The following is a 20,515-nucleotide window of genomic DNA, read 5'->3' on the forward strand; positions in this document are numbered from 1 at the left end:
AACATGATTATTGGAGGTTAGGATGAAAAAACTCCCCTTGGTATTTTCTGGTTGTTTGCTAGGTTTGGCAGGAGCTGGAAATCTTATTTTAGATATTTGGCCACTTTTGTCACATGTCTTTAGTCTGACAGGTTTGGTTTTGTGGGTTTATTTTCTTATTCTTCATCTGAGTAATTGGTCAGAAACCAAGCAGGAATTAAGCAAACCGCCTCTTTTGTCAGGTATGGCCACCTTTCCCATGGCTGGGATGATTTTATCGACTTATGTCCTACGCCTGTTCCCTCATTTTCCTCTTTTAGCACAAGGACTTTGGTGGTTTTCTTTTCTTTTAGATGTGACGTTGATTCTTTACTTTACAGTCAATTATGCCCGTCCAGGTCGTCGGGTCAATTCGACACCAAGTTGGACTGTTCTATATGTAGGTATAGCAGTAGCAACTTTGACTTATCCAGTTGTAGGTCTTGTAGAAATTGCTTATGGCGCCTTGATCTTTGGCTTTCTCTTGACTTTTTGTCTCTATCCCCTTATCTATAGGGATTTACAAAAAAATCCTCTTCCTCCAGCACTCTTGGGACAAGAAGGAATCTATTGTGCTCCTTTCTCTCTACTCTTGGCCTCACTGGTTCGAGTTGGAGGAGCAAGCCTACCGACTTGGCTCTTGATCGTCATGATCTTGGCTTCCCAATCCTTCTTTTTCTTTGTTTTGACTCGCCTGCCCAATATTTTAGAACAAGGTTTTCAACCAGCATTCTCAGCCCTCACTTTCCCAACTATTATCACAGCAACATCTCTTAAGATGGCTCAGGGTATTTTGAAACTTTCAATTTTAGATTATCTGGTACTGGCTGAAACAGCTATTTGCTTAATTAATTTACTCTTTGTATTAGGTGCTTATATGATTTGGTTACGAAAAAAGGTCTAGCTAGAAATAGCTAAACCTTATTTTTTATGGTTTGATAACTTCAGCACCACCCATGTATGGACGAAGTACTTCAGGAATAGTAACAGAACCATCAGCATTTTGGTAGTTTTCAAGAATAGCAGCCACTGTACGTCCGACAGCAAGTCCAGAACCGTTCAAAGTGTGAAGAAGTTTAACTTTACCATCAGCCTCGTCACGGTAACGGATTTGAGCACGACGAGCTTGGAAATCTTCCGTATTTGAACAGCTTGAGATTTCACGGTAAGTATTTTGCGCTGGAATCCAAACTTCCAAGTCGTAAGTCTTAGCAGCTGAGAAGCCCATATCTCCAGTTGAGAGGGCAACGACACGGTATGGAAGGTTGAGTTTTTGAAGGATATTTTCAGCGTTAGCTGTCATTTTTTCTAATTCTTCATAAGATTCTTCTGGTTTGGCAAATTTCACCATTTCAACCTTGTGGAATTGGTGCAAACGAATCAATCCACGAGTATCACGACCAGCTGAACCAGCCTCAGAACGGAAAGAAGGACTCATAGCTGTAAAGTAGATTGGAAGATCCTTACCATCAAGAATTTCATCGCGGTAGTAGTTTGTAAGAGGCACTTCAGCAGTTGGGATCAAGACAAAGTTGGTATCGCTAAGTTCAAAAGTATCTTCCTTGAATTTTGGATATTGACCAGTTCCAAACATTGAATCGTGGTTAACTATGTAAGGCGTGATGACTTCAGTGTAGCCTTCTTTTCCATGCTCATCTAGCATAAAGTTGTAGATAGCACGTTCTAGACGAGCTCCAAGCCCTTTATAGAAGAGGAAGCGAGCACCAGTAACTTTTGCTCCACGTTCCCAGTCAAGAATATCAAGGTCTTCACCAAGGTCCCAGTGAGCTTTTGGCTCGAAGTCAAACTCACGTGGAGTACCCCAACGGCGAACTTCCACATTGTCATCTTCATCAGCTCCAACAGGAACGCTGTCAGCAGGGATGTTTGGAAGAGTCGTTGTAAATTCTGTTAATTTAGCATCGATTTCAGCCAATTCAGCGTCCAAAGCTTTGACCTCAGCAGATAGAGTTTGCATAGCGGCAATCTTGTCATCTGCATTTTCCTTGTTGCGCTTAGCTTGGGCAATTTCAGCTGAAACTGTGTTACGTTCTGCCTTGAGGGTTTCAACCTTGACCAAGATGTCACGACGTTTAGCATCGATTTCTTTCATCTCATTCAAGATAGCAGCATCTACACCACGTGTAGCTAATTTTTCAGCTACAGCATCAAAGTCCGTACGAATACGTTTGATATCTAACATATGAACTCCTTTTTATGAAAAAAGCACACCTGATAAAGTGTTGGAGTGGCAGGGCCACGGTTCCATCCAACTTCACAGGTGTGCACTTAATTGTGTATTGAATTGTTGACAACGGTAGAATTTCGCTTATCTCCCCTATCTGCTCACAGCACCCGCAGACTTTCTGAAAGAAGAGGATAACCTACTTATCCGTTGCTTTGATTATACTAAAGTTTCTACTTTTTTGCAAATAGATTTTTAAATTTTTGACAGATAGTTTGGATCAATGTTGGTAGTTTCACAACTTTGTCATTTCCTAACTTTTCACGAGCAATTTTAAGAATAGCCCCTGAGTCTTTTGATGCAAAGAGGAATTTTCCTCGATCTGTGAAGACTTCGAAGTGGCGACTGATTTTACGACCAGTGACATTGGCTCCAATCTGGTTGATATGGTTCCAAGGAATCTGGATAAATTGTTCTACATTGACATCTGGGTAAAACTCTAAAGCCTGATCTCCGACAAGGAATTTCCCAACTTTTCCAGCTATAGAGAGGTAGGACGTACCTGTTGTATTGAGTAGCACTGTTTTGTTAAGAGATTGGACCATGATTAGTCTTCCTTACTTTCACCGAAAAAGGCATTGTAGAGAGCTTTGATAGCTGCTTTTTCTTGATCTTTATTGACAACAAACATAATAGAAACTTCACTAGAGCCCTGAGACATCATCTGTATGTTGATCTTGTTTTCAGACAGAGCACGTGTAGCAGTGGCAGTTACTCCGATATGACTCTTCATTTTTTCACCTACAATCATTATGATTGAGAGGTCGTGTTCAATTTCAGCATGGTCAACTTCAGCCTTTTGAACTAGCTGACGAAGAATCTCCTCCTCTTTAATAGGAGTTAATTCACGAGAACGAAGGATGATAGACAAATCATCGATTCCTGTTGGCATGTGCTCCCAACTGATATTGAGATCTTCAAGAATTTGTAGAACCTTTCTACCAAAACCAATTTCGCGGTTCATTAGGTACTTAGAAATATTAATGCTAACAAAACCAGAGTCACCAGCAATTCCGACTACTGGGAATTTATCGTTAGTATGTTTAAGAAGGATACGAGTACCTGGATGTTCAGGATTATTGGTATTTTTGATAACAAGTGGAATTTTCCCACGATAGGCAGGAAGCAGGGCTTCGTCATGAAGGACAGAGAATCCTGCGTAGGCCAATTCACGCATTTCACGGTATGTTAATTCTGGGATAGAGTGTGGTTGGTGGATGATACCAGGATGAGCTGCAAAGATACCATCAACATCTGTAAAGTTTTCGTAGAGATCGGCCTTGACACCTGCGGCAATGATAGATCCTGTAATGTCTGATCCCCCACGTGAGAAGGTACAGATTTGATTTTCTTTAGTTACACCAAAGAAACCAGGAATGACAAGGACTTCAGTACTATTTGTTAATTCTTCAATCTTATCATAGCTTGATGGAATAATACGAGCATTCCCTGGTTCACTCGTTACGACAATACCAGCTTCTCTTGGGTGAACATAACGCGCATCTAGGCCATTTTGGTTAAAGTAGGCAGCAATGAGCTTGGCATTGTTGTTTTCTCCAGCTGCAAGGAAAGTATCGTAGAGAAATTCATTCTCTTCAATAGGTAGTGTTGCTAAGGTACGAATGCTTTTTGAAATTTTTTCTAAAACAGCTGGCTTTAATCCTAGTTCATTAACCATAGCAGCATAGCGTTCGATGATCCAGTTCTGGCTTTTACTAATATCGTTTCCAGCTACATAATCACGATAATATTTGATTAAGGCATCGGTAACCTTTGTATCCTCTGCATTGCGTTTTCCGGGTGCAGAAACAACCACAAAACGACGTTCCTGATCGCTTTTTACAATGTTTAAAACTTTTTCTAATTGACTAGCAGAAGCGAGAGAACTTCCACCAAATTTTACAACTTTCATAAGGGCTCCTCAAGTAAGTATTTTATACGATTATAGCAGAAAGAGGTGCTTTTTTCAATGAAGAAAATACGATGATTATTCGGAAAAAAGCAAATCTTATTTTCGGATGAGACACATTTGGTTTATTTTTACTTGATTTCTACTTTTTAAAAATATATACTTTGATAATAAAATAATTTAACTATCGTAGGAAAAAAGGAGTCCTGATGGAACATATTATTTATCATTTTGAAAATGATTTAGCAATCATTACGTTAAACCGGCCTGAGGTCGCTAATGGTTTTCATATTCCAATGTGTGAAGAGATTCTAGAAGCCCTATCCTTGGCAGAGGAGGATCCGGCTGTACATTTTATATTAATCAATGCTAATGGGAAAGTTTTTTCAGTTGGTGGTGACTTGGTTGAAATGAAACGTGCAGTGGATGAGGATGATATTCCTTCATTAACGAAAATTGCGGAATTGGTTAATACGATTTCTTATAAGATGAAACAAATACCTAAACCAGTTTTGATGGAGGTAGATGGTGCAGTTGCTGGAGCAGCTGCCAATATGGCTGTTGCGGCTGATTTCTGTTTGGCTACAGATAAAGCTAAATTCATTCAAGCTTTTGTCGGAGTAGGGTTAGCCCCGGATGCTGGAGGCATTCACTTATTGAGTCGCAGCATCGGTGTCACTCGTGCTGCCCAGCTCGCAATGACAGGAGAATCTTTGACAGCAGAAAAAGCCTTAGAGTGGGGTCTTGTTTATAAGCTTTGTGATGCTACTACATTGGAAAAGACTAGAGATCAAGTTCTAAAAAAATTAAGACGTGGGGCAGCTAATTCTTATGCAGCAATTAAGAAGTTGGTTTGGGAGAGCCAATTTAAAGATTGGGAAGATTATGCTCGACTGGAACTAAATCTTCAAGCAACCCTTGCCCAGACAGAGGATTTTAAAGAAGGAGTTCGAGCACACTCGGAACGAAGACGACCTAAATTTAGTGGAAAGTGAAAAAAATACTTGCAGTATTCTTTGTAGTTTGATATAATTCCGTTATCAAATGTTTTGATAATAAAAGTTTTTTTGATTAAGGGGGGAGAAAATTGGACTACCAACGAATTAATGAATATTTAACATCTATTTTTAACAATGTCCTTGTTATTGAGGAAGTTAGCTTGAGAGGTAGTCGTTTCAGAGATATCTCTATCAAAGAAATGCATACGATTGATGTGATTGGGAAGTTCCCAGAGGTAACACCTAGTAAGGTTTCTAAAGAATTAATGGTAACCTTAGGGACAGTTACAACAAGTTTAAATAACCTAGAAAGAAAAGGTTATATCGAGCGTATTCGTTCTGATCAGGATCGTCGTGTTGTTTATCTACATTTGACTAAAAAGGGGCGCTTGGTTCATAGACTCCATAAACGTTTCCACAAGGCCATGGTTGAAAAAATCATTGACGGTATGAGCCCTGAGGAGATGGAGGTTATGAGCAAGGGCTTGACCAATCTTTATCAATTTTTGGAGGATTTGAGATAATGGCTTTTGCGAAAATAAGCCAAGTGGCTCATTATGTGCCAGAGCAGGTAGTCACAAATGATGACTTGGCTCAGATAATGGATACCAATGATGAGTGGATCTCAAGTCGAACAGGAATTAAACAAAGGCATATTTCAAGGACAGAGTCAACTAGCGACTTAGCGACGGAGGTTGCTAAGAAACTGCTAAAACAAGCTGGAATTAGAGGAGAGGATCTAGATTTTATTATCTTAGCTACTATTACTCCGGATTCTATGATGCCATCTACAGCTGCGCGTGTTCAAGCCAATATCGGTGCCAAAAAGGCATTTGCTTTTGACCTTACAGCTGCTTGTAGTGGATTTGTTTTTGCCTTATCGACTGCTGAGAAGTTCATCTCTTCTGACCGCTTTCAAAAAGGCTTGGTGATTGGTAGTGAAACCCTCTCTAAAGCAGTCGATTGGTCAGACCGATCAACAGCTGTTTTGTTTGGAGATGGCGCAGGTGGTGTCTTAATAGAATCTAATGAAATCCCTCATTTCTTGGCTGAGAGTCTCAATAGTGATGGAAGTCGGAGTGAGTGTCTGACTTACGGGCATTCGGGTTTGAATTCTCCATTTTCAGATCAAGAAAATGCAGATTCATTTTTGAAGATGGATGGTCGTGCGGTCTTTGATTTTGCTATTCGAGATGTTGCCAAGTCTATCAAAGAGACAATAGGAGTTTCGTCTATTGAGGCAAGAGACTTAGATTATCTTCTACTCCATCAAGCCAATATCCGTATTTTGGACAAAATGGCTAAAAAAATTGGTGTAGACCGAGAAAAACTTCCAGCTAATATGATGGAGTATGGAAATACGAGCGCTGCAAGTATCCCGATTCTACTTTCTGAGTGTGTGGAAAAAGATTTGATCCATTTGGATGGGAGCCAAACGATTCTGTTATCAGGCTTCGGTGGGGGTCTGACTTGGGGCACACTCATTCTTACAATTTAGGTAACAATGTGGTAAACACATTTTTATAAAAAACTATTTATTTTAAAGGAGTCTATCATGGCAGTATTTGAAAAAGTACAAGAAATTATTGTTGAAGAACTTGGGAAAGATGCATCAGAAGTAACACTTGAATCTACTTTTGATGACTTAGATGCAGATTCATTGGACTTGTTCCAAGTAATCTCTGAAATTGAAGATGCTTTTGATATCCAAATCGAAGCAGAAGATAACTTGAAAACAGTAGGTGACCTAGTTGCCTATGTTGAAGAACAAACAAAATAAACAGAATATGATTAGAAGGAGTAGGGAAACCCGCTCCCTCTTGTTTAGGTAATAGTTTGATTTTCAAATTATGATAATATCAAACTATTACGTAAGCAAGTCAGATGGAGGCACTATGAAAACACGTATTACAGAATTATTAAATATTGATTATCCTATTTTCCAAGGTGGAATGGCTTGGGTTGCTGATGGTGATTTGGCAGGGGCTGTTTCCAAGGCTGGAGGACTAGGGATTATCGGTGGGGGGAATGCCCCTAAAGAAGTTGTCAAGGCAAATATTGATAAAATCAAATCATTGACTGATAAACCCTTTGGTGTCAATATCATGCTCTTGTCTCCCTTTGTGGAAGATATTGTAGACCTCGTTATAGAGGAAGGTGTTAAAGTAGTGACAACAGGAGCAGGAAATCCAAGTAAGTACATGGAACGTTTTCATGCTGCTGGTATCACGGTTATTCCAGTTGTACCAAGTGTTGCCCTAGCTAAACGTATGGAAAAAATTGGTGCGGATGCCGTTATTGCTGAAGGTATGGAAGCTGGGGGTCATATTGGGAAATTAACGACCATGACCTTAGTCAGCCAAGTAGCTGCAGCTGTTTCTATTCCTGTCATTGCAGCTGGAGGAATTGCAGATGGTGAAGGTGCAGCTGCAGGCTTTATGCTAGGTGCTGAAGCAATACAAGTAGGGACACGTTTTGTAGTCGCAAAAGAGTCCAATGCCCATCCAAATTACAAGGCTAAAATTTTAAAAGCCAGAGATATTGATACTACAATTTCAGCTCAACACTTTGGGCATGCTGTTCGTGCTATTAAAAATCAGTTGACTCGTGATTTTGAGCAGGCTGAGAAAGATGCCTTTAAACAGGAAAATCCAGATCTCGAAATTTTTGAACAAATGGGTGCAGGAGCCTTAGCAAAAGCAGTTGTACATGGAGATGTGGACGGTGGTTCTGTTATGGCCGGTCAAATTGCAGGTCTCGTTTCTAAAGAAGAAACGGTTGAAGAAATCCTAAAAGATTTGTACTATGGAGCAGCTAAGAAAATTCAAGAAGAAGCCTCTCGTTGGGCAGGAGTTGTAAGAAATGACTAAAACAGCCTTTTTATTTGCCGGGCAAGGAGCCCAATATCTTGGGATGGCACGAGACCTTTATGATTACTATCCTATCGTTAAAGAAACAATTGACCAAGCAAGTCGGGTGCTAGGATATGATTTGAGACAACTCATCGATACAGATGAAGAAAAGCTCAATCAAACTCGTTATACGCAACCAGCTATTTTAGCGACTTCTGTTGCTATCTATCGTTTGCTTTTAGAAAAGGGACATGAACCTGATATGGTAGCTGGCCTATCTCTAGGAGAATACTCAGCCTTGGTAGCTAGTGGAGCCTTGGAGTTTGAAGATGCGGTAGACTTGGTAGCCAAACGAGGTGCTTATATGGAGGAAGCTGCTCCGGCTGGCTCTGGTAAGATGGTAGCGGTTCTTAATACACCGATAGAAGTTATTGAAGAAGCTTGTAAAAAAGCATCTAAGCTTGGAATTGTGGCACCAGCGAATTACAACACACCCACACAAATTGTGATCGGTGGAGAGGTTGCTACGGTGGACCATGCAGTCCAACTTTTGCAAGAAGCAGGTGCGAAACGCTTGATTCCTTTAAATGTCTCTGGTCCCTTCCATACAGCTCTTCTTGAGTCCGCTAGCCAGAAATTAGCTGAAGCCTTATCTCAAGTAAACTTTTCAGACTTTACGTGTTCCTTAGTCGGAAATACAGAAGCAAGAGTCATGAAAAAAGAAGAAATTGTTCCCCTTTTGACACGTCAGGTCAAGGAACCGGTTCGCTTCTATGAAAGTATCGCAGTTATGCAAGAGGCTGGTGTGACCAACTTTATTGAAATTGGTCCGGGAAAAGTTTTATCAGGTTTTGTTAAAAAAATCGATAAAACAGCTAAACTTGCCAATATTGAAGATAAAGCTAGCCTAGAAGTCTTACTAGCAAATAACTAACCTATTCTCCTATAACCAGAAGAGAAAAGAGGAAACAAAAAGAATGCAACTAAAAGATAAAAATGTACTGATTACGGGATCGAGTCGTGGAATCGGACTAGCCGTTGCCCACAAATTTGCTCAAGCAGGAGCCAATATCGTTTTAAATAGTCGTAGTCCCATCTCTGAGAACTTGTTGGCAGAATTTAGAGATTATGGGGTTAAGGTGGTTCCCATCTCTGGAGATGTGTCCGATTTTGCAGACGCTAAGCGTATGGTTGAAGAAGCTATTGCAGAGCTGGGTTCAGTAGATGTTTTGGTCAATAATGCAGGGATTACCAAAGATACCCTTATGCTCAAGATGACTGAGGAAGATTTTGAAAAGGTTCTTAAGGTCAACTTGACCGGTGCCTTTAATATGACACAGGCTGTCTTGAAGCAGATGATGAAAGCCAGAGAAGGTGCAATCATTAATATGTCCAGTGTTGTAGGTTTGATGGGGAATGTTGGTCAAGCAAACTATGCAGCTTCAAAGGCTGGTTTGATTGGTTTTACCAAGTCTGTCGCGCGTGAGGTTGCTAATCGCAATGTCAGGGTCAATGCAATCGCACCTGGTATGATCCAGTCGGACATGACAGCTGTGTTATCAGATAAAGTAAAAGAGGTTATGTTAGCGCAAATTCCTATGAAAGAATTTGGGCAGGCAGAGCAGGTTGCAGATTTAACAGTATTTTTAGCAGGCCAAGATTATCTTACTGGCCAAGTAGTTGCCATTGATGGTGGCTTAAGTATGTAGCGAAAGCTAGAGGTGAAAAGATGAAACTAAATCGTGTAGTTGTAACTGGTTATGGAGTAACATCTCCAATCGGAAATACACCAGAAGAATTTTGGAATAGTTTGGCAACTGGGAAAATTGGAATCGGTGAAATTACTAAATTTGATCATAGTGACTTTGATGTCCATATTGCTGCAGAGATTCAAGACTTTCCTTTTGATAAATACTTTGTAAAAAAAGATACCAACCGTTTTGATTATTATTCCTTATATGCCTTGTATGCTGCTCAAGAAGCGGTAAATCATGCCAATCTTGATGTAGAGGCTCTTGACAAGGATCGTTTTGGTGTTATTGTTGCATCAGGGATTGGGGGAATCAAGGAAATTGAAGATCAAATTCTTCGTCTTCATGAAAAGGGACCGAAACGTCTGAAACCATTGACTCTTCCTAAGGCACTACCGAATATGGCTTCAGGTAATGTTGCTATGCGTTTTGGAGCAAATGGTATTTGTAAATCCATCAATACTGCCTGTGCTTCATCAAATGATGCAATTGGAGATGCTTTCCGCTCCATCAAGTTTGGATTCCAAGATGTGATGTTAGTAGGTGGTTCAGAAGCCTCTATTACACCTTTTGCGATTGCTGGTTTCCAAGCTCTGACAGCTCTCTCTACTACAGAGGATCCAAGCCGAGCTTCAATCCCATTTGACAAGGATCGTAATGGGTTTGTCATGGGAGAAGGTTCAGGAATGTTGGTTCTTGAAAGTCTTGAACATGCTGAAAAACGTGGAGCTACTATCTTGGCTGAAGTGGTTGGTTACGGAAACACTTGTGATGCCTATCATATGACTTCCCCACATCCAGAAGGTCAGGGAGCTATCAAGGCCATCAAACTAGCTTTAGAAGAAGCAGAGATTGCACCAGAACAAGTAGCCTATGTCAATGCCCACGGAACATCGACTCCTGCTAATGAAAAGGGAGAAAGCGGAGCAGTTGTTGCGGTTCTTGGCAAGGAAGTTCCTATCTCCTCAACCAAGTCCTTTACAGGACATTTACTTGGTGCAGCAGGTGCGGTGGAAGCCATTGCCACAATTGAGGCTATGCGCCATAACTATGTTCCAATGACAGCTGGAACAAGTGAAGTATCAGACTATATCGAAGCCAATGTCGTTTATGGACAAGGCTTGGAGCAAGAAATTCCATACGCTATTTCAAATACTTTTGGTTTTGGTGGCCACAATGCAGTTCTTGCTTTCAAACGTTGGGAGAGTAAATAACGATGAATTTAAACGATATTAAAGACTTGATGTCCCAATTTGACCAATCAAGTTTGAGAGAATTTTCTTATAAAAATGGAACGGATGAGTTGCAGTTTAGCAAGAATGAAGCTAGACTTGTGCCTGAAGTTGCAGCTCCAGTCGCTTCAGCACCCGTTCTAGCAACACCAAGTCCAGTAGCTCCTGTATCTGTTCCAGCAGAAACTGCAGTGGAAGAAATTTCGACGCCAGCTGAAACAAGTGTAGCTCCTGAGGGGGATATTCTGGAAAGTCCACTTGTTGGGGTGGCTTACCTAGCTGCAGGACCTGATAAACCAGCTTTTGTTACAGTTGGAGATAGTGTCAAGAAAGGCCAAACTTTGGTTATTATTGAAGCCATGAAAGTCATGAATGAGATCCCAGCTCCTAAGGATGGTGTGGTAACAGAAATTCTCGTTTCTAACGAAGAAATGGTAGAGTTTGGTAAAGGATTGGTACGTATCAAATGATTGATATTCAAGGAATCAAAGAGGCTCTACCCCACCGTTACCCTATGCTCCTAGTAGACCGTGTCTTGGAAGTGAGCGAGGATACTATTGTTGCTATCAAAAATGTGACCATTAACGAGCCCTTCTTCAACGGTCATTTTCCTCAATACCCTGTCATGCCAGGTGTTCTGATCATGGAAGCATTGGCGCAAACAGCTGGTGTCTTGGAGTTGTCAAAACCTGAAAATAAAGGAAAACTGGTCTTTTACGCTGGTATGGATAAGGTTAAGTTCAAGAAGCAAGTTGTACCAGGCGATCAATTAGTTATGACGGCCACCTTTGTCAAACGTCGCGGTAGCATTGCCGTGGTTGAAGCAAAGGCTGAAGTGGGTGGCAAGCTTGCAGCAAGTGGCACCTTAACCTTTGCAATCGGGAGCTAAGGAGGTTCTCCATGTTTCGAAAAATTTTAATTGCCAATCGTGGTGAAATTGCGGTTCGAATTATCCGTGCGGCGCGTGAATTGGGGATTGCGACGGTGGCGGTTTATTCAACTGCTGATAAGGAAGCTCTTCATACGCTTTTGGCAGATGAAGCAGTTTGTATCGGCCCTGGTAAGGCAACAGAGTCTTATCTCAATATAAATGCGGTTCTATCAGCTGCAGTTTTGACTGAGGCAGAAGCCATTCACCCAGGTTTTGGATTTCTCAGTGAAAATTCCAAATTTGCTACTATGTGTGAAGAGGTGGGGATTAAGTTTATCGGTCCATCTGGTCATGTCATGGATATGATGGGGGATAAGATCAATGCACGTGCTCAGATGATTAAAGCAGGTGTGCCTGTCATTCCAGGTTCAGATGGAGAAGTACATGACTCAGAAGAAGCTCTTCTGGTTGCTGAAAAAATTGGTTATCCTGTTATGCTCAAGGCTTCAGCAGGTGGTGGTGGTAAAGGGATTCGTAAGGTTGAAAAACCAGAAGACCTCGTTTCCGCCTTTGATACTGCTTCAAGTGAAGCCAAGGCTAACTATGGTAATGGTGCTATGTACATAGAGCGGGTTATTTATCCAGCTCGCCATATTGAGGTTCAAATCCTAGGAGATGAGCATGGACATGTGATTCACTTGGGTGAACGGGATTGTTCTCTTCAACGGAATAACCAAAAGGTTTTGGAAGAAAGTCCTTCGATTGCAATCGGGAAAACATTACGCCATGAAATCGGTGCTGCTGCTGTTCGAGCGGCAGAGTCTGTTGGCTACGAGAATGCAGGGACCATTGAGTTTCTCCTTGATGAAGCTAGCGGTAAATTCTATTTTATGGAGATGAATACTCGTGTACAAGTAGAACATCCAGTAACAGAATTTGTTTCAGGTGTGGATATCGTTAAGGAACAGATTCGCATTGCGGCAGGTCAACCCTTGTCTCTTAAGCAAGAAGATATTGTTCTACGAGGTCATGCTATTGAATGTCGTATCAATGCAGAAAACCCAACCTTCAACTTTGCTCCAAGTCCAGGTAAGATTACCAATCTCTATCTTCCAAGTGGAGGTGTTGGCTTGCGCGTGGATTCAGCAGTTTATCCAGGCTATACCATTCCCCCCTATTATGATAGTATGATTGCCAAAGTCATCGTTCATGGAGAGAATCGTTTCGATGCCTTGATGAAAATGCAACGAGCCCTTTATGAATTAGAGATTGAGGGAGTACAGACTAATGCGGACTTCCAGCTTGACCTCATTTCAGATCGCCATGTTATTGCTGGAGATTATGACACTTCCTTCTTGATGGAAACCTTCTTACCTAAATATCAAGAAAAAGAATAAAATGACTTCAAGAGTTTAAACCAAAAAGGGGAATCAATGGCTCTATTTAGTAAAAAAGATAAGTATATTCGAATCAACCCCAATCGTTCGGTGAGGGAAAAACCTCAAGCTAAACCAGAGGTTCCAGATGAACTATTTTCCAAATGTCCGAGTTGTAAACACACCATCTATCAGAAAGATTTGGGAAGTGACCGTATTTGCCCACAGTGTAGTTATACCTTTCGTATTTCTGCCCAAGAACGCTTGGCTTTGACGATTGATACGGGAACCTTTAAGGAATTATTTACAGGGATTGAAAGCAAGGATCCCCTAAATTTCCCTGGATATCAAAAGAAACTAGCAACTATGCGTGAAAAAACAGGTCTGGATGAAGCCGTTGTGACAGGAACTGCTCTTATTAAAGGTCAGACTGTGGCTCTTGGGATTATGGATTCCAACTTTATCATGGCTTCTATGGGTACAGTTGTTGGCGAGAAAATCACTCGCTTGTTTGAATATGCGACGGTTGAACAGTTGCCAGTTGTTCTCTTCACAGCTTCTGGTGGAGCTCGTATGCAGGAGGGAATCATGAGTCTCATGCAAATGGCTAAGATTTCTGCAGCAGTTAAACGTCATTCAAATGCTGGCCTCTTTTACCTGACCATTTTGACAGATCCAACGACAGGTGGTGTGACAGCTTCCTTCGCTATGGAAGGAGATATTATTTTGGCTGAACCACAGAGTTTGGTTGGCTTTGCTGGGCGCAGGGTTATTGAAAATACGGTTCGTGAAACCTTGCCAGATGATTTCCAAAAGGCAGAATTCCTGCTTGAACATGGATTTGTAGATGCTATTGTCAAGAGAAGAGAACTACCAGATATAATCGCTCGTTTGGTCAGATTACACGGAGGTAGTCCAAGATGAATATAGCAAAAATAGTCAGAGAAGCGCGTGAACAGAGCCGATTGACAACCTTGGATTTTGCAACAAGCATTTTTGATGAATTTATTGAATTGCATGGCGATAGATCTTTTCGAGATGATGGCGCGGTTGTTGGTGGTATCGGCTGGCTTGGAGAGCAAGCTGTAACCGTGGTTGGTATCCAAAAAGGCAAGAGTTTGCAAGACAACCTCAAACGGAATTTTGGACAACCGCATCCAGAAGGCTACCGCAAGGCCTTGCGTTTGATGAAACAGGCTGAAAAATTTGGTCGCCCAGTTGTGACCTTTATCAACACTGCTGGTGCCTATCCAGGTGTGGGAGCTGAAGAACGCGGTCAAGGTGAAGCAATTGCCCGCAATCTTATGGAAATGAGTGATCTGAAAGTTCCTATAATTGCCATCATTATTGGTGAAGGTGGTTCAGGAGGGGCTTTGGCTCTAGCAGTTGCTGATCGTGTCTGGATGCTGGAAAACTCTATTTATGCTATTCTCAGTCCAGAAGGTTTCGCATCTATCCTATGGAAGGATGGTAGTCGTGCTATGGAAGCTGCGGAATTGATGAAGATTACCTCACATGAATTGCTAGAAATGGAAATTGTTGATAAGGTGATTTCTGAAACAGGGCTTTCTAGTAAAGAATTGATTCAAAAGGTTAAAGGAGAGATTCAAACGGAATTGACCAGATTAGCTCAGTTGCCCTTGGAACAATTACTAGAAAATCGCTACCAACGATTTAGAAAATACTAGTTCTTCAAAAGAATACATAAAAACTAGAGTTGATAATCAGCTCTAGTTTTTATTTGATTCTAACTGAGTGTCGAAAACAAAAGGTGCCTGATAAGGACCAAACACCTTTTAGATTATTTACTTTCTTCTGTTACAAACTGACTAAGCAGTCCATTGATAAAACGGGCAGACTTTTGATCTGAGAAGTTCTTTGCAAGCTCAATGGCTTCATTTACAGCGACAAGTTGAGGAGTATCAAATGAAGTGATTTCAAAGATTCCCAAACGCAGTAAATTCTTTTCGACCAAGGTTAAGCGTTCAACAGTCCAACCAGACCTGAGGTGCTGATTGATTTGTTTATCCAACTCTGTTTTGTGAGTTTGGATACCAGACACCAAGTCTCTTAGAAAGGCAGGGACTTGCACATCCGTATCTTCACGATCATGTGTGTAGGCAAAATGACAAGCCGTTTCAATATCAGTGCCGAATTCAAGACTCATGAGTGCCTGAAAAGCACATTTACGAAGTTCACGTCTAGATTCTAATAGTGGACTAGTCATTGAGGAAGTCCTCGTTAAATAAGTCTTTCAACTCTGGTTTTGGTGTTTTATCTGGTACGATTCCTGTAACATGAATGTTGATAGCAGTGAGCTCTACATCAGCCATATCACGAACTGCATCTTTGACTGCTTTTTGAATGGCTACAGCGACTTTAGGCACTTTGACACCATACTCAAGGTAAAGATAGATGTCAGCTGTTAAGTCTTCTTCAGTGTTTTTAAGGTAAACACCACGGCCAAGTGAAAGTTTTGAGAGGGTGTCAGATACAGATTTGTTTGAAAATGAATGGACACCTTCTACCTTAGCAGTAGCGATAGCAATAATTTTTTCAAGTACACGTGGAGCGATAACGATTTCGCCAAACTGTTCTTCAATTCCCATAGAATGACCTCTTTCTAGAGATTAGGCACGAGAAACGTAAGTTCCTTCTGCAGTGTTGATGATCAATTTTTGTCCAGCTTCGATGAAGTCTGGAACGTTGACAACAAGTCCAGTTTCCATAGTTGCTGGTTTACCAGAACCTGTAACAGTAGCACCTTTGATAGATGGTTGTGTTTCAGCAACTGTCAACTCAACAGTAGTAGGTACAGTTACACCGATCACTTCAGTTCCGTAGAATTGGATTTTAACATCAGAGTTTTCAAGGATGTAAAGCAATTCATTTTCAACATTTACGACTGGAATTTCGTATTGGTCGTAAGTTTCAGTATTCATGAAGTAGGCAGTTTCATCCATCTTGTACAAGTATTGAGCTGGAACAGTTTCGATAATAGCTTGTTCGAATTTTTCTTCTGGACGGTAGCTTGTGTCAAAAGTAGAACCAGTACGGACATCACGTAATTTCATACGCATGATTGTGTTCCCTTTACCTGGTTTGTGGTGGCTAGCTTCCAAAACACGGATCAATTTTCCGTCTGCAGTTTCAAATGTCATACCAGCTTTCAATTTGCTTGCTTCAATCATGTTTTTACCTCTTTAATAAATATTATTACTCCTTATTTTACCACAAAATGAGTTAAAAAGAAAGATACAGGTAGAATAATGAAGATATTTGCAGAATTCAATCGAAAATTCCAGTTGAGTCAGTTTAATAGGTAGAGGTGAAAGAAACTGAAGCTAAATGCGAATTGCCTAATACTGGTACAAAAAATTACATCAGCATTGTAGCATTTGGATTTCTTGGAGTCTTGAGTGGATTTAGATTGATTGATCGTAAGAAGAAAGTTTATTAATATTTCTCAATGCTATTCATAGATTTAAATGGACAGATAATCCTAAAAATGATAAATCAAGTGATTCATCAATTTTTTAGGAAAATTATAAACTTTTTTGTTGGACTTGTTTTAAAAGCATCCTGAAAGAATTTTCGAAAAATTTTAAAAAATTCTGAAATATTCTTGACAGGTGATGAAAAAGATAGTAAGATAAGAAACATCAAAAAAGAAAGCAGAAAAAGAATGATTAAAAGACAAGCTTTAACTATGAATCAAAACTTTTACTTTAGCTACTTTAGATAGTGTTTGTAGACATGTCACCATGGATGCAAACAGTTCAAGCAATTTGTTTGTATCTATGTGGCTAAGATTTTTGATTGTGGTCCATATAGATGAATATCTAAATGGACTAGCAAAGTTATAACTTGTTAGATTATTTCAAGCATCCGTTTAGATATTATCTAGGCGGTTTTTTGTTTTATCTTTTCTGAGAAGGAGTTTCATTATGAAAGCTGTTCGAAAATTACTAGCCCCTCTCTTGGTTGTAGGGATTCTCTTGACCTCTCTGATCAGTTTGCATCAGTTGAAGGCAAATAAGAAAAAAGATGTGTTTCGTATTGGTATTTCGCAATTTATTACCCACCAGTCTTTGGATGCTACTCGAGAAGGTTTTATGGATGAGCTAGCTAAACAAGGCTATGTTGAGGGGGAAAATATTGAGATTGATTTGCAAAATGCACAGGGTGAGCAACGAAATCTAAAAACTATTTCCCAGCAGTTAGCAGAATCTAGTGATGTCGTATTAGCTATTGCAACGCCTTCTGCCCAGAGCTTGGCCAATACGACGCAAACAACACCGGTTGTCTTTTCAGCGGTAACAGATCCTGTCAGTGCCAAATTGGTTGAGTCAAAAGAGCATCCTGGCGGCAATGTAACTGGAACTAGCGACCAATCATCAGATGCTATTTCAACTCAAATCAATTTGATAAAGAAAGTGTTACCAAAGGCTAAAACGATTGGGATCCTTTATACTCAGAGTGAGCCCAATTCAGTTGTCCAAAAGGATGAAGCTAAGCGCCTTCTGGAAGAAAAAGGTTTTACCGTTGTTGAAAAAACAATCTTGGACAGTAACAACGTCAAGGTGGCAGCAGATAGCTTGATGACAGAGGTGGATATGGTTTTTGTACCAACGGATAATATTATTTCGTCAACTATGGAAACAGTTAAGCAGGTTTCTATTAAACACAAGGTTCCAGTATTTGGTGGATCAACAGAAATGGTTGCGGTTGGTGGCTTGTATAATTACGGAACCAATTATGAAGAATTGGGAAGACAGACAGCAAGAATGCTGGTTCGTATTTTAAAAGGTGAGAAGCCAGACAATATAGCAGTTGAGTTGCCTGAAAAACTGGAATTGCATACCAATCAAGAAATTGCAACTGCACTAGGAATTGATATTAGTAGGTTAGAAGGCAAGGAATAGGAGGTTTAAGATGAATTTTGTATTATCTAGTTTATCAGAAGGTTTGTTATGGTCGATTATGGCTATTGGAGTCTACTTGACTTTCCGTATTTTGGATATTGCGGATATGACTGCGGAAGGAGCCTTTCCTCTGGGGGCAGCTGTCGTTGTATCACAGATACAGGCAGGGACAAATCCTTGGATTGCGACCTTACTAGCTTTGCTGGCAGGTATGGTAGCAGGTCTTGTATCAGGAATGCTCCACACTAAGATGAAAATTCCAGCTCTCTTGACAGGGATTGTGACCTTGACAGGGCTTTATTCCATCAATATTAAAATCATGGGAAGCGTGCCTAATCTTTCCTTGGGAGATTCTGCAACCGTATTTAAACAATTGGCGAGCTTGGGGCTGACAACTGAAGAAGCTGTTTTCTCTCTCAGCTTGACATGTCTCTTACTTGTTTGTCTGGTCTTGACTCTCTTGATGAAAACAGAGATTGGCTTGGTCTTGCGTTCAACTGGGGACAATATTCCGATGAGTGAGGCCAATGGGGTTAATGTAGACACCATGAAGATTTTTGGTTATATGATTTCAAACGGTTTGATTGCTCTATGTGGTTCTTTGTTTGCTCAAAATGATGGATTTTCAGATGTAACTTCAGGGACAGGAACTATTGTTGTTGGTTTGAGCGCGGTGATTATTGCGGAAGTTTTGATTCACGATTTGACCATTGGAGGCCGCTTGTTATCTATCGGAATCGGTGCGATTGTTTACCGTTTGATTATTTTAAATATCTATGAAATTCCAAATCTAGATCAAAATTTGGTTCGTCTCTTTAATGCAATTTTGCTCGCCTTGGTTTTATTTGCACCAGAATTGCAAAAGAGGTTAAAAATTCGTGGTCTGAAACTGAGAAATGAATAGGAGGAGAAAGTTATGGCAAGTTTGTTAACACTTGAAAATATTCACAAAACATTTGAAGCAGGGACGGTCAATGAGAACCATGTCCTCAAAGGATTAGATTTAGAAGTTGAAGAAGGAGATTTTATCTCTGTGATTGGTGGAAATGGAGCAGGAAAATCCACTTTGATGAATATCTTGGCTGGCAATCTATCGGTAGACGAAGGAGACCTCTTACTGGAGGGGAAATCCATTAAAAATCTGAGCGTTCGCAAAAGATCTAAGGATATTGCCCGTGTTTTTCAAGATCCTAAGATGGGGACAGCTTCTCGTTTGACAATTGAGGAGAATATGGCTATTGCCTTAAGACGTGGGCAGAAGAGAGGGCTTGGCTGGGGCGTAAAGGAGAAGGATAGAATCCAGTTCCAAGAGGCCTTGAAGGAGTTGAATATTGGTCTTGAAAACCGCTTGAAAGTGGATACTCAATACCTCTCAGGAGGACAAAGGCAGGCCTTGACCCTAGTCATGGCAGCCCTGGTGAAACCCAAACTTTTGCTTTTGGATGAACACACTGCGGCACTTGATCCTAAAACGAGTCAAATGGTGATGGATTTGACGCAAAAAATTGTGGAACAGCATCAGTTGACCACTTTGATGATTACCCATGATATGAACCATGCTATTGAGTTTGGAAATCGTCTCATTATGCTCTATCAAGGCAAAATAGTGGTGGATGTCAAGGGAGAGGAGAAAAAGCATTTGACGGTTGAAGATCTCATGCATCTCTTCCATAAAAATAGTGGCCAAAGTCTAGTCAGTGATGAATTGGTTTTGGGATAAAGAAAAAGGCTGAGAACCAGTGTCTCAGTCTTTTATTTCTTGCATTTTGCAAAATCTACAAATCGGAATTCATATAGGTTACCTTATATCTAGTAGCCTACCCAAAAGAACAAATTTTGATTTTGAATTATGAAGATGCAGAAGTGTCTAAAAAATTCTACTCAAACCTTATCAAACATTGGCTAACTATGTGAGTTAAACTTAGAAAGGAGCTCTCTTTTTAAACAATTGAGGATAGTTAATCCGTAGGTGAAAGCGTAAATCAAACTAGTCAGTTTGCCTTCTTTGTGTTATAATAGTATAGACTCAAAAAGGAACAGGAGAAATGTTATGAATCTTATTTTAGCAATTGTATTGATTGTTTTAGCAGCCTTAGGGGGCGCTCTTGGAGGCATGTACTTGGTTCGTAAGCAAATTGAAAAAGAATTTGCTGATAACCCACGTTTGAATGCAGAAGCAGTTCGTACTTTATTAAGTGCAAATGGTCAAAAACCAAGCGAAGCAAAAGTACAACAGGTTTACCACCAAATCATCCGTCAACAAAAAGCAGCTCTTGCAAACAATAAAAAGAAATAAATAGGAAAAGTCTGGGATGAAAGTTCCAGACTTCTCACTATG

Annotated in this window: 25 protein-coding genes; 19 read left to right on the forward strand and 6 right to left on the reverse strand. The window is 40.4% G+C overall.

All coding sequences use genetic code 11. The features are described from left to right. Positions 1–22 precede the first annotated feature (22 nt). Complete coding sequence (locus HMPREF1117_RS06805; RefSeq protein WP_000735949.1) at positions 23–922, forward strand: TDT family transporter; 900 nt, start codon at positions 23–25, stop codon at positions 920–922. A 24-nt stretch (positions 923–946) separates the two neighbouring features. Here the strand turns inward: HMPREF1117_RS06805 and serS are convergent, their stop codons facing one another. The 3 genes from serS to HMPREF1117_RS06820 form a co-directional block, all read right to left on the reverse strand. Next, positions 947–2,221 carry a serine--tRNA ligase gene (gene serS, locus HMPREF1117_RS06810; protein WP_000884219.1) on the reverse strand — a complete coding sequence of 425 codons (1,275 nt, stop codon included), beginning with the start codon at positions 2,219–2,221 and terminating at the stop codon, positions 947–949. A gap of 215 nt (positions 2,222–2,436) precedes the next feature. Further along, positions 2,437–2,808, reverse strand: coding sequence for a DUF956 family protein (locus HMPREF1117_RS06815; protein WP_000250839.1), 372 nt, complete (start codon positions 2,806–2,808; stop codon positions 2,437–2,439). Positions 2,809–2,810: 2 nt separating this feature from the next. After that, a complete protein-coding gene (locus HMPREF1117_RS06820) occupies positions 2,811–4,175 on the reverse strand; it encodes an aspartate kinase (protein ID WP_000869656.1) in 1,365 nt (454 codons plus the stop codon). 206 nt (positions 4,176–4,381) lie between these two features. Here HMPREF1117_RS06820 and HMPREF1117_RS06825 point away from each other — a divergent pair, with 206 nt between their 5' ends. From HMPREF1117_RS06825 to HMPREF1117_RS06885, 13 genes are all read left to right on the forward strand, one after another. Further along, positions 4,382–5,167 carry an enoyl-CoA hydratase gene (locus HMPREF1117_RS06825; protein WP_000400058.1) on the forward strand — a complete coding sequence of 262 codons (786 nt, stop codon included), beginning with the start codon at positions 4,382–4,384 and terminating at the stop codon, positions 5,165–5,167. 92 nt (positions 5,168–5,259) lie between these two features. Continuing rightward, positions 5,260–5,694: a fatty acid biosynthesis transcriptional regulator FabT gene (gene fabT, locus HMPREF1117_RS06830; protein ID WP_000386360.1), complete on the forward strand. Its 435-nt coding sequence runs from the start codon at positions 5,260–5,262 to the stop codon at positions 5,692–5,694. Further along, positions 5,694–6,668, forward strand: a complete 975-nt coding sequence (locus HMPREF1117_RS06835; protein WP_000852940.1) for a beta-ketoacyl-ACP synthase III — start codon at positions 5,694–5,696, stop codon at positions 6,666–6,668. The genes fabT and HMPREF1117_RS06835 overlap by 1 nt, the downstream gene beginning before the upstream one ends. A 57-nt stretch (positions 6,669–6,725) precedes the next feature. After that, complete coding sequence (locus HMPREF1117_RS06840; RefSeq protein WP_000257840.1) at positions 6,726–6,950, forward strand: acyl carrier protein; 225 nt, start codon at positions 6,726–6,728, stop codon at positions 6,948–6,950. 70 nt (positions 6,951–7,020) lie between these two features. Beyond that, positions 7,021–8,040 carry an enoyl-[acyl-carrier-protein] reductase FabK gene (gene fabK / locus HMPREF1117_RS06845; protein WP_196793360.1) on the forward strand — a complete coding sequence of 340 codons (1,020 nt, stop codon included), beginning with the start codon at positions 7,021–7,023 and terminating at the stop codon, positions 8,038–8,040. Continuing rightward, a complete protein-coding gene (fabD, locus tag HMPREF1117_RS06850; protein ID WP_000167618.1) occupies positions 8,033–8,956 on the forward strand; it encodes an ACP S-malonyltransferase in 924 nt (307 codons plus the stop codon). The genes fabK and fabD overlap by 8 nt, the downstream gene beginning before the upstream one ends. A gap of 43 nt (positions 8,957–8,999) precedes the next feature. After that, the gene (fabG, locus tag HMPREF1117_RS06855; protein WP_001176109.1) at positions 9,000–9,731 is read left to right on the forward strand and encodes a 3-oxoacyl-[acyl-carrier-protein] reductase; all 732 of its coding nucleotides are present in this window, start codon (positions 9,000–9,002) and stop codon (positions 9,729–9,731) included. A gap of 20 nt (positions 9,732–9,751) precedes the next feature. Next, on the forward strand, positions 9,752–10,987 hold the full coding sequence (gene fabF / locus HMPREF1117_RS06860; RefSeq protein WP_000774057.1) for a beta-ketoacyl-ACP synthase II: 1,236 nt from the start codon (positions 9,752–9,754) through the stop codon (positions 10,985–10,987). 2 nt (positions 10,988–10,989) lie between these two features. After that, positions 10,990–11,475 (forward strand): acetyl-CoA carboxylase biotin carboxyl carrier protein, encoded by a 486-nt coding sequence (gene accB, locus HMPREF1117_RS06865; RefSeq protein WP_001052239.1) that lies wholly within the window; start codon positions 10,990–10,992, stop codon positions 11,473–11,475. Next, a complete protein-coding gene (gene fabZ / locus HMPREF1117_RS06870; protein ID WP_000565513.1) occupies positions 11,472–11,894 on the forward strand; it encodes a 3-hydroxyacyl-ACP dehydratase FabZ in 423 nt (140 codons plus the stop codon). The genes accB and fabZ overlap by 4 nt, the downstream gene beginning before the upstream one ends. A gap of 11 nt (positions 11,895–11,905) precedes the next feature. Continuing rightward, positions 11,906–13,273, forward strand: coding sequence for an acetyl-CoA carboxylase biotin carboxylase subunit (gene accC / locus HMPREF1117_RS06875; RefSeq protein WP_000488673.1), 1,368 nt, complete (start codon positions 11,906–11,908; stop codon positions 13,271–13,273). Between the two features lie 36 nt (positions 13,274–13,309). Further along, complete coding sequence (accD, locus tag HMPREF1117_RS06880) at positions 13,310–14,176, forward strand: acetyl-CoA carboxylase, carboxyltransferase subunit beta (protein WP_001173349.1); 867 nt, start codon at positions 13,310–13,312, stop codon at positions 14,174–14,176. After that, positions 14,173–14,940: an acetyl-CoA carboxylase carboxyl transferase subunit alpha gene (locus tag HMPREF1117_RS06885; RefSeq protein WP_001017404.1), complete on the forward strand. Its 768-nt coding sequence runs from the start codon at positions 14,173–14,175 to the stop codon at positions 14,938–14,940. Before accD ends, HMPREF1117_RS06885 begins: the two co-directional genes overlap by 4 nt. 113 nt (positions 14,941–15,053) lie before the next feature. Here the strand turns inward: HMPREF1117_RS06885 and nusB are convergent, their stop codons facing one another. From nusB to efp, 3 genes are read right to left on the reverse strand one after another with little or no spacing between them, the layout of a single operon-like run. Further along, complete coding sequence (gene nusB / locus HMPREF1117_RS06890; protein ID WP_000203633.1) at positions 15,054–15,479, reverse strand: transcription antitermination factor NusB; 426 nt, start codon at positions 15,477–15,479, stop codon at positions 15,054–15,056. Continuing rightward, positions 15,472–15,861, reverse strand: coding sequence for an Asp23/Gls24 family envelope stress response protein (locus HMPREF1117_RS06895; protein ID WP_000510578.1), 390 nt, complete (start codon positions 15,859–15,861; stop codon positions 15,472–15,474). The genes nusB and HMPREF1117_RS06895 overlap by 8 nt, the downstream gene beginning before the upstream one ends. Before the next feature lie 21 nt (positions 15,862–15,882). Beyond that, entirely contained in the window at positions 15,883–16,443 is a 561-nt protein-coding gene (gene efp, locus HMPREF1117_RS06900) for an elongation factor P (RefSeq protein WP_000568643.1), read from the reverse strand. Positions 16,444–16,580: 137 nt separating this feature from the next. Here efp and HMPREF1117_RS12115 point away from each other — a divergent pair, with 137 nt between their 5' ends. From HMPREF1117_RS12115 to HMPREF1117_RS06920, 5 genes are all read left to right on the forward strand, one after another. Continuing rightward, positions 16,581–16,712, forward strand: a complete 132-nt coding sequence (locus HMPREF1117_RS12115; protein ID WP_007556885.1) for an LPXTG cell wall anchor domain-containing protein — start codon at positions 16,581–16,583, stop codon at positions 16,710–16,712. Positions 16,713–17,199: 487 nt separating this feature from the next. Continuing rightward, positions 17,200–18,177, forward strand: a complete 978-nt coding sequence (locus HMPREF1117_RS06905; RefSeq protein WP_000648932.1) for an ABC transporter substrate-binding protein — start codon at positions 17,200–17,202, stop codon at positions 18,175–18,177. A gap of 10 nt (positions 18,178–18,187) precedes the next feature. Then, on the forward strand, positions 18,188–19,081 hold the full coding sequence (locus HMPREF1117_RS06910) for an ABC transporter permease (protein WP_001012082.1): 894 nt from the start codon (positions 18,188–18,190) through the stop codon (positions 19,079–19,081). A gap of 12 nt (positions 19,082–19,093) precedes the next feature. Beyond that, entirely contained in the window at positions 19,094–19,897 is an 804-nt protein-coding gene (locus tag HMPREF1117_RS06915; RefSeq protein WP_000157669.1) for an ABC transporter ATP-binding protein, read from the forward strand. A gap of 330 nt (positions 19,898–20,227) precedes the next feature. Further along, on the forward strand, positions 20,228–20,473 hold the full coding sequence (locus HMPREF1117_RS06920) for a YneF family protein (RefSeq protein ID WP_001048971.1): 246 nt from the start codon (positions 20,228–20,230) through the stop codon (positions 20,471–20,473). Positions 20,474–20,515 lie beyond the last annotated feature (42 nt).

Source organism: Streptococcus sp. SK643, assembly GCF_000259505.1.
Classification (GTDB): Bacteria; Bacillota; Bacilli; order Lactobacillales; family Streptococcaceae; genus Streptococcus.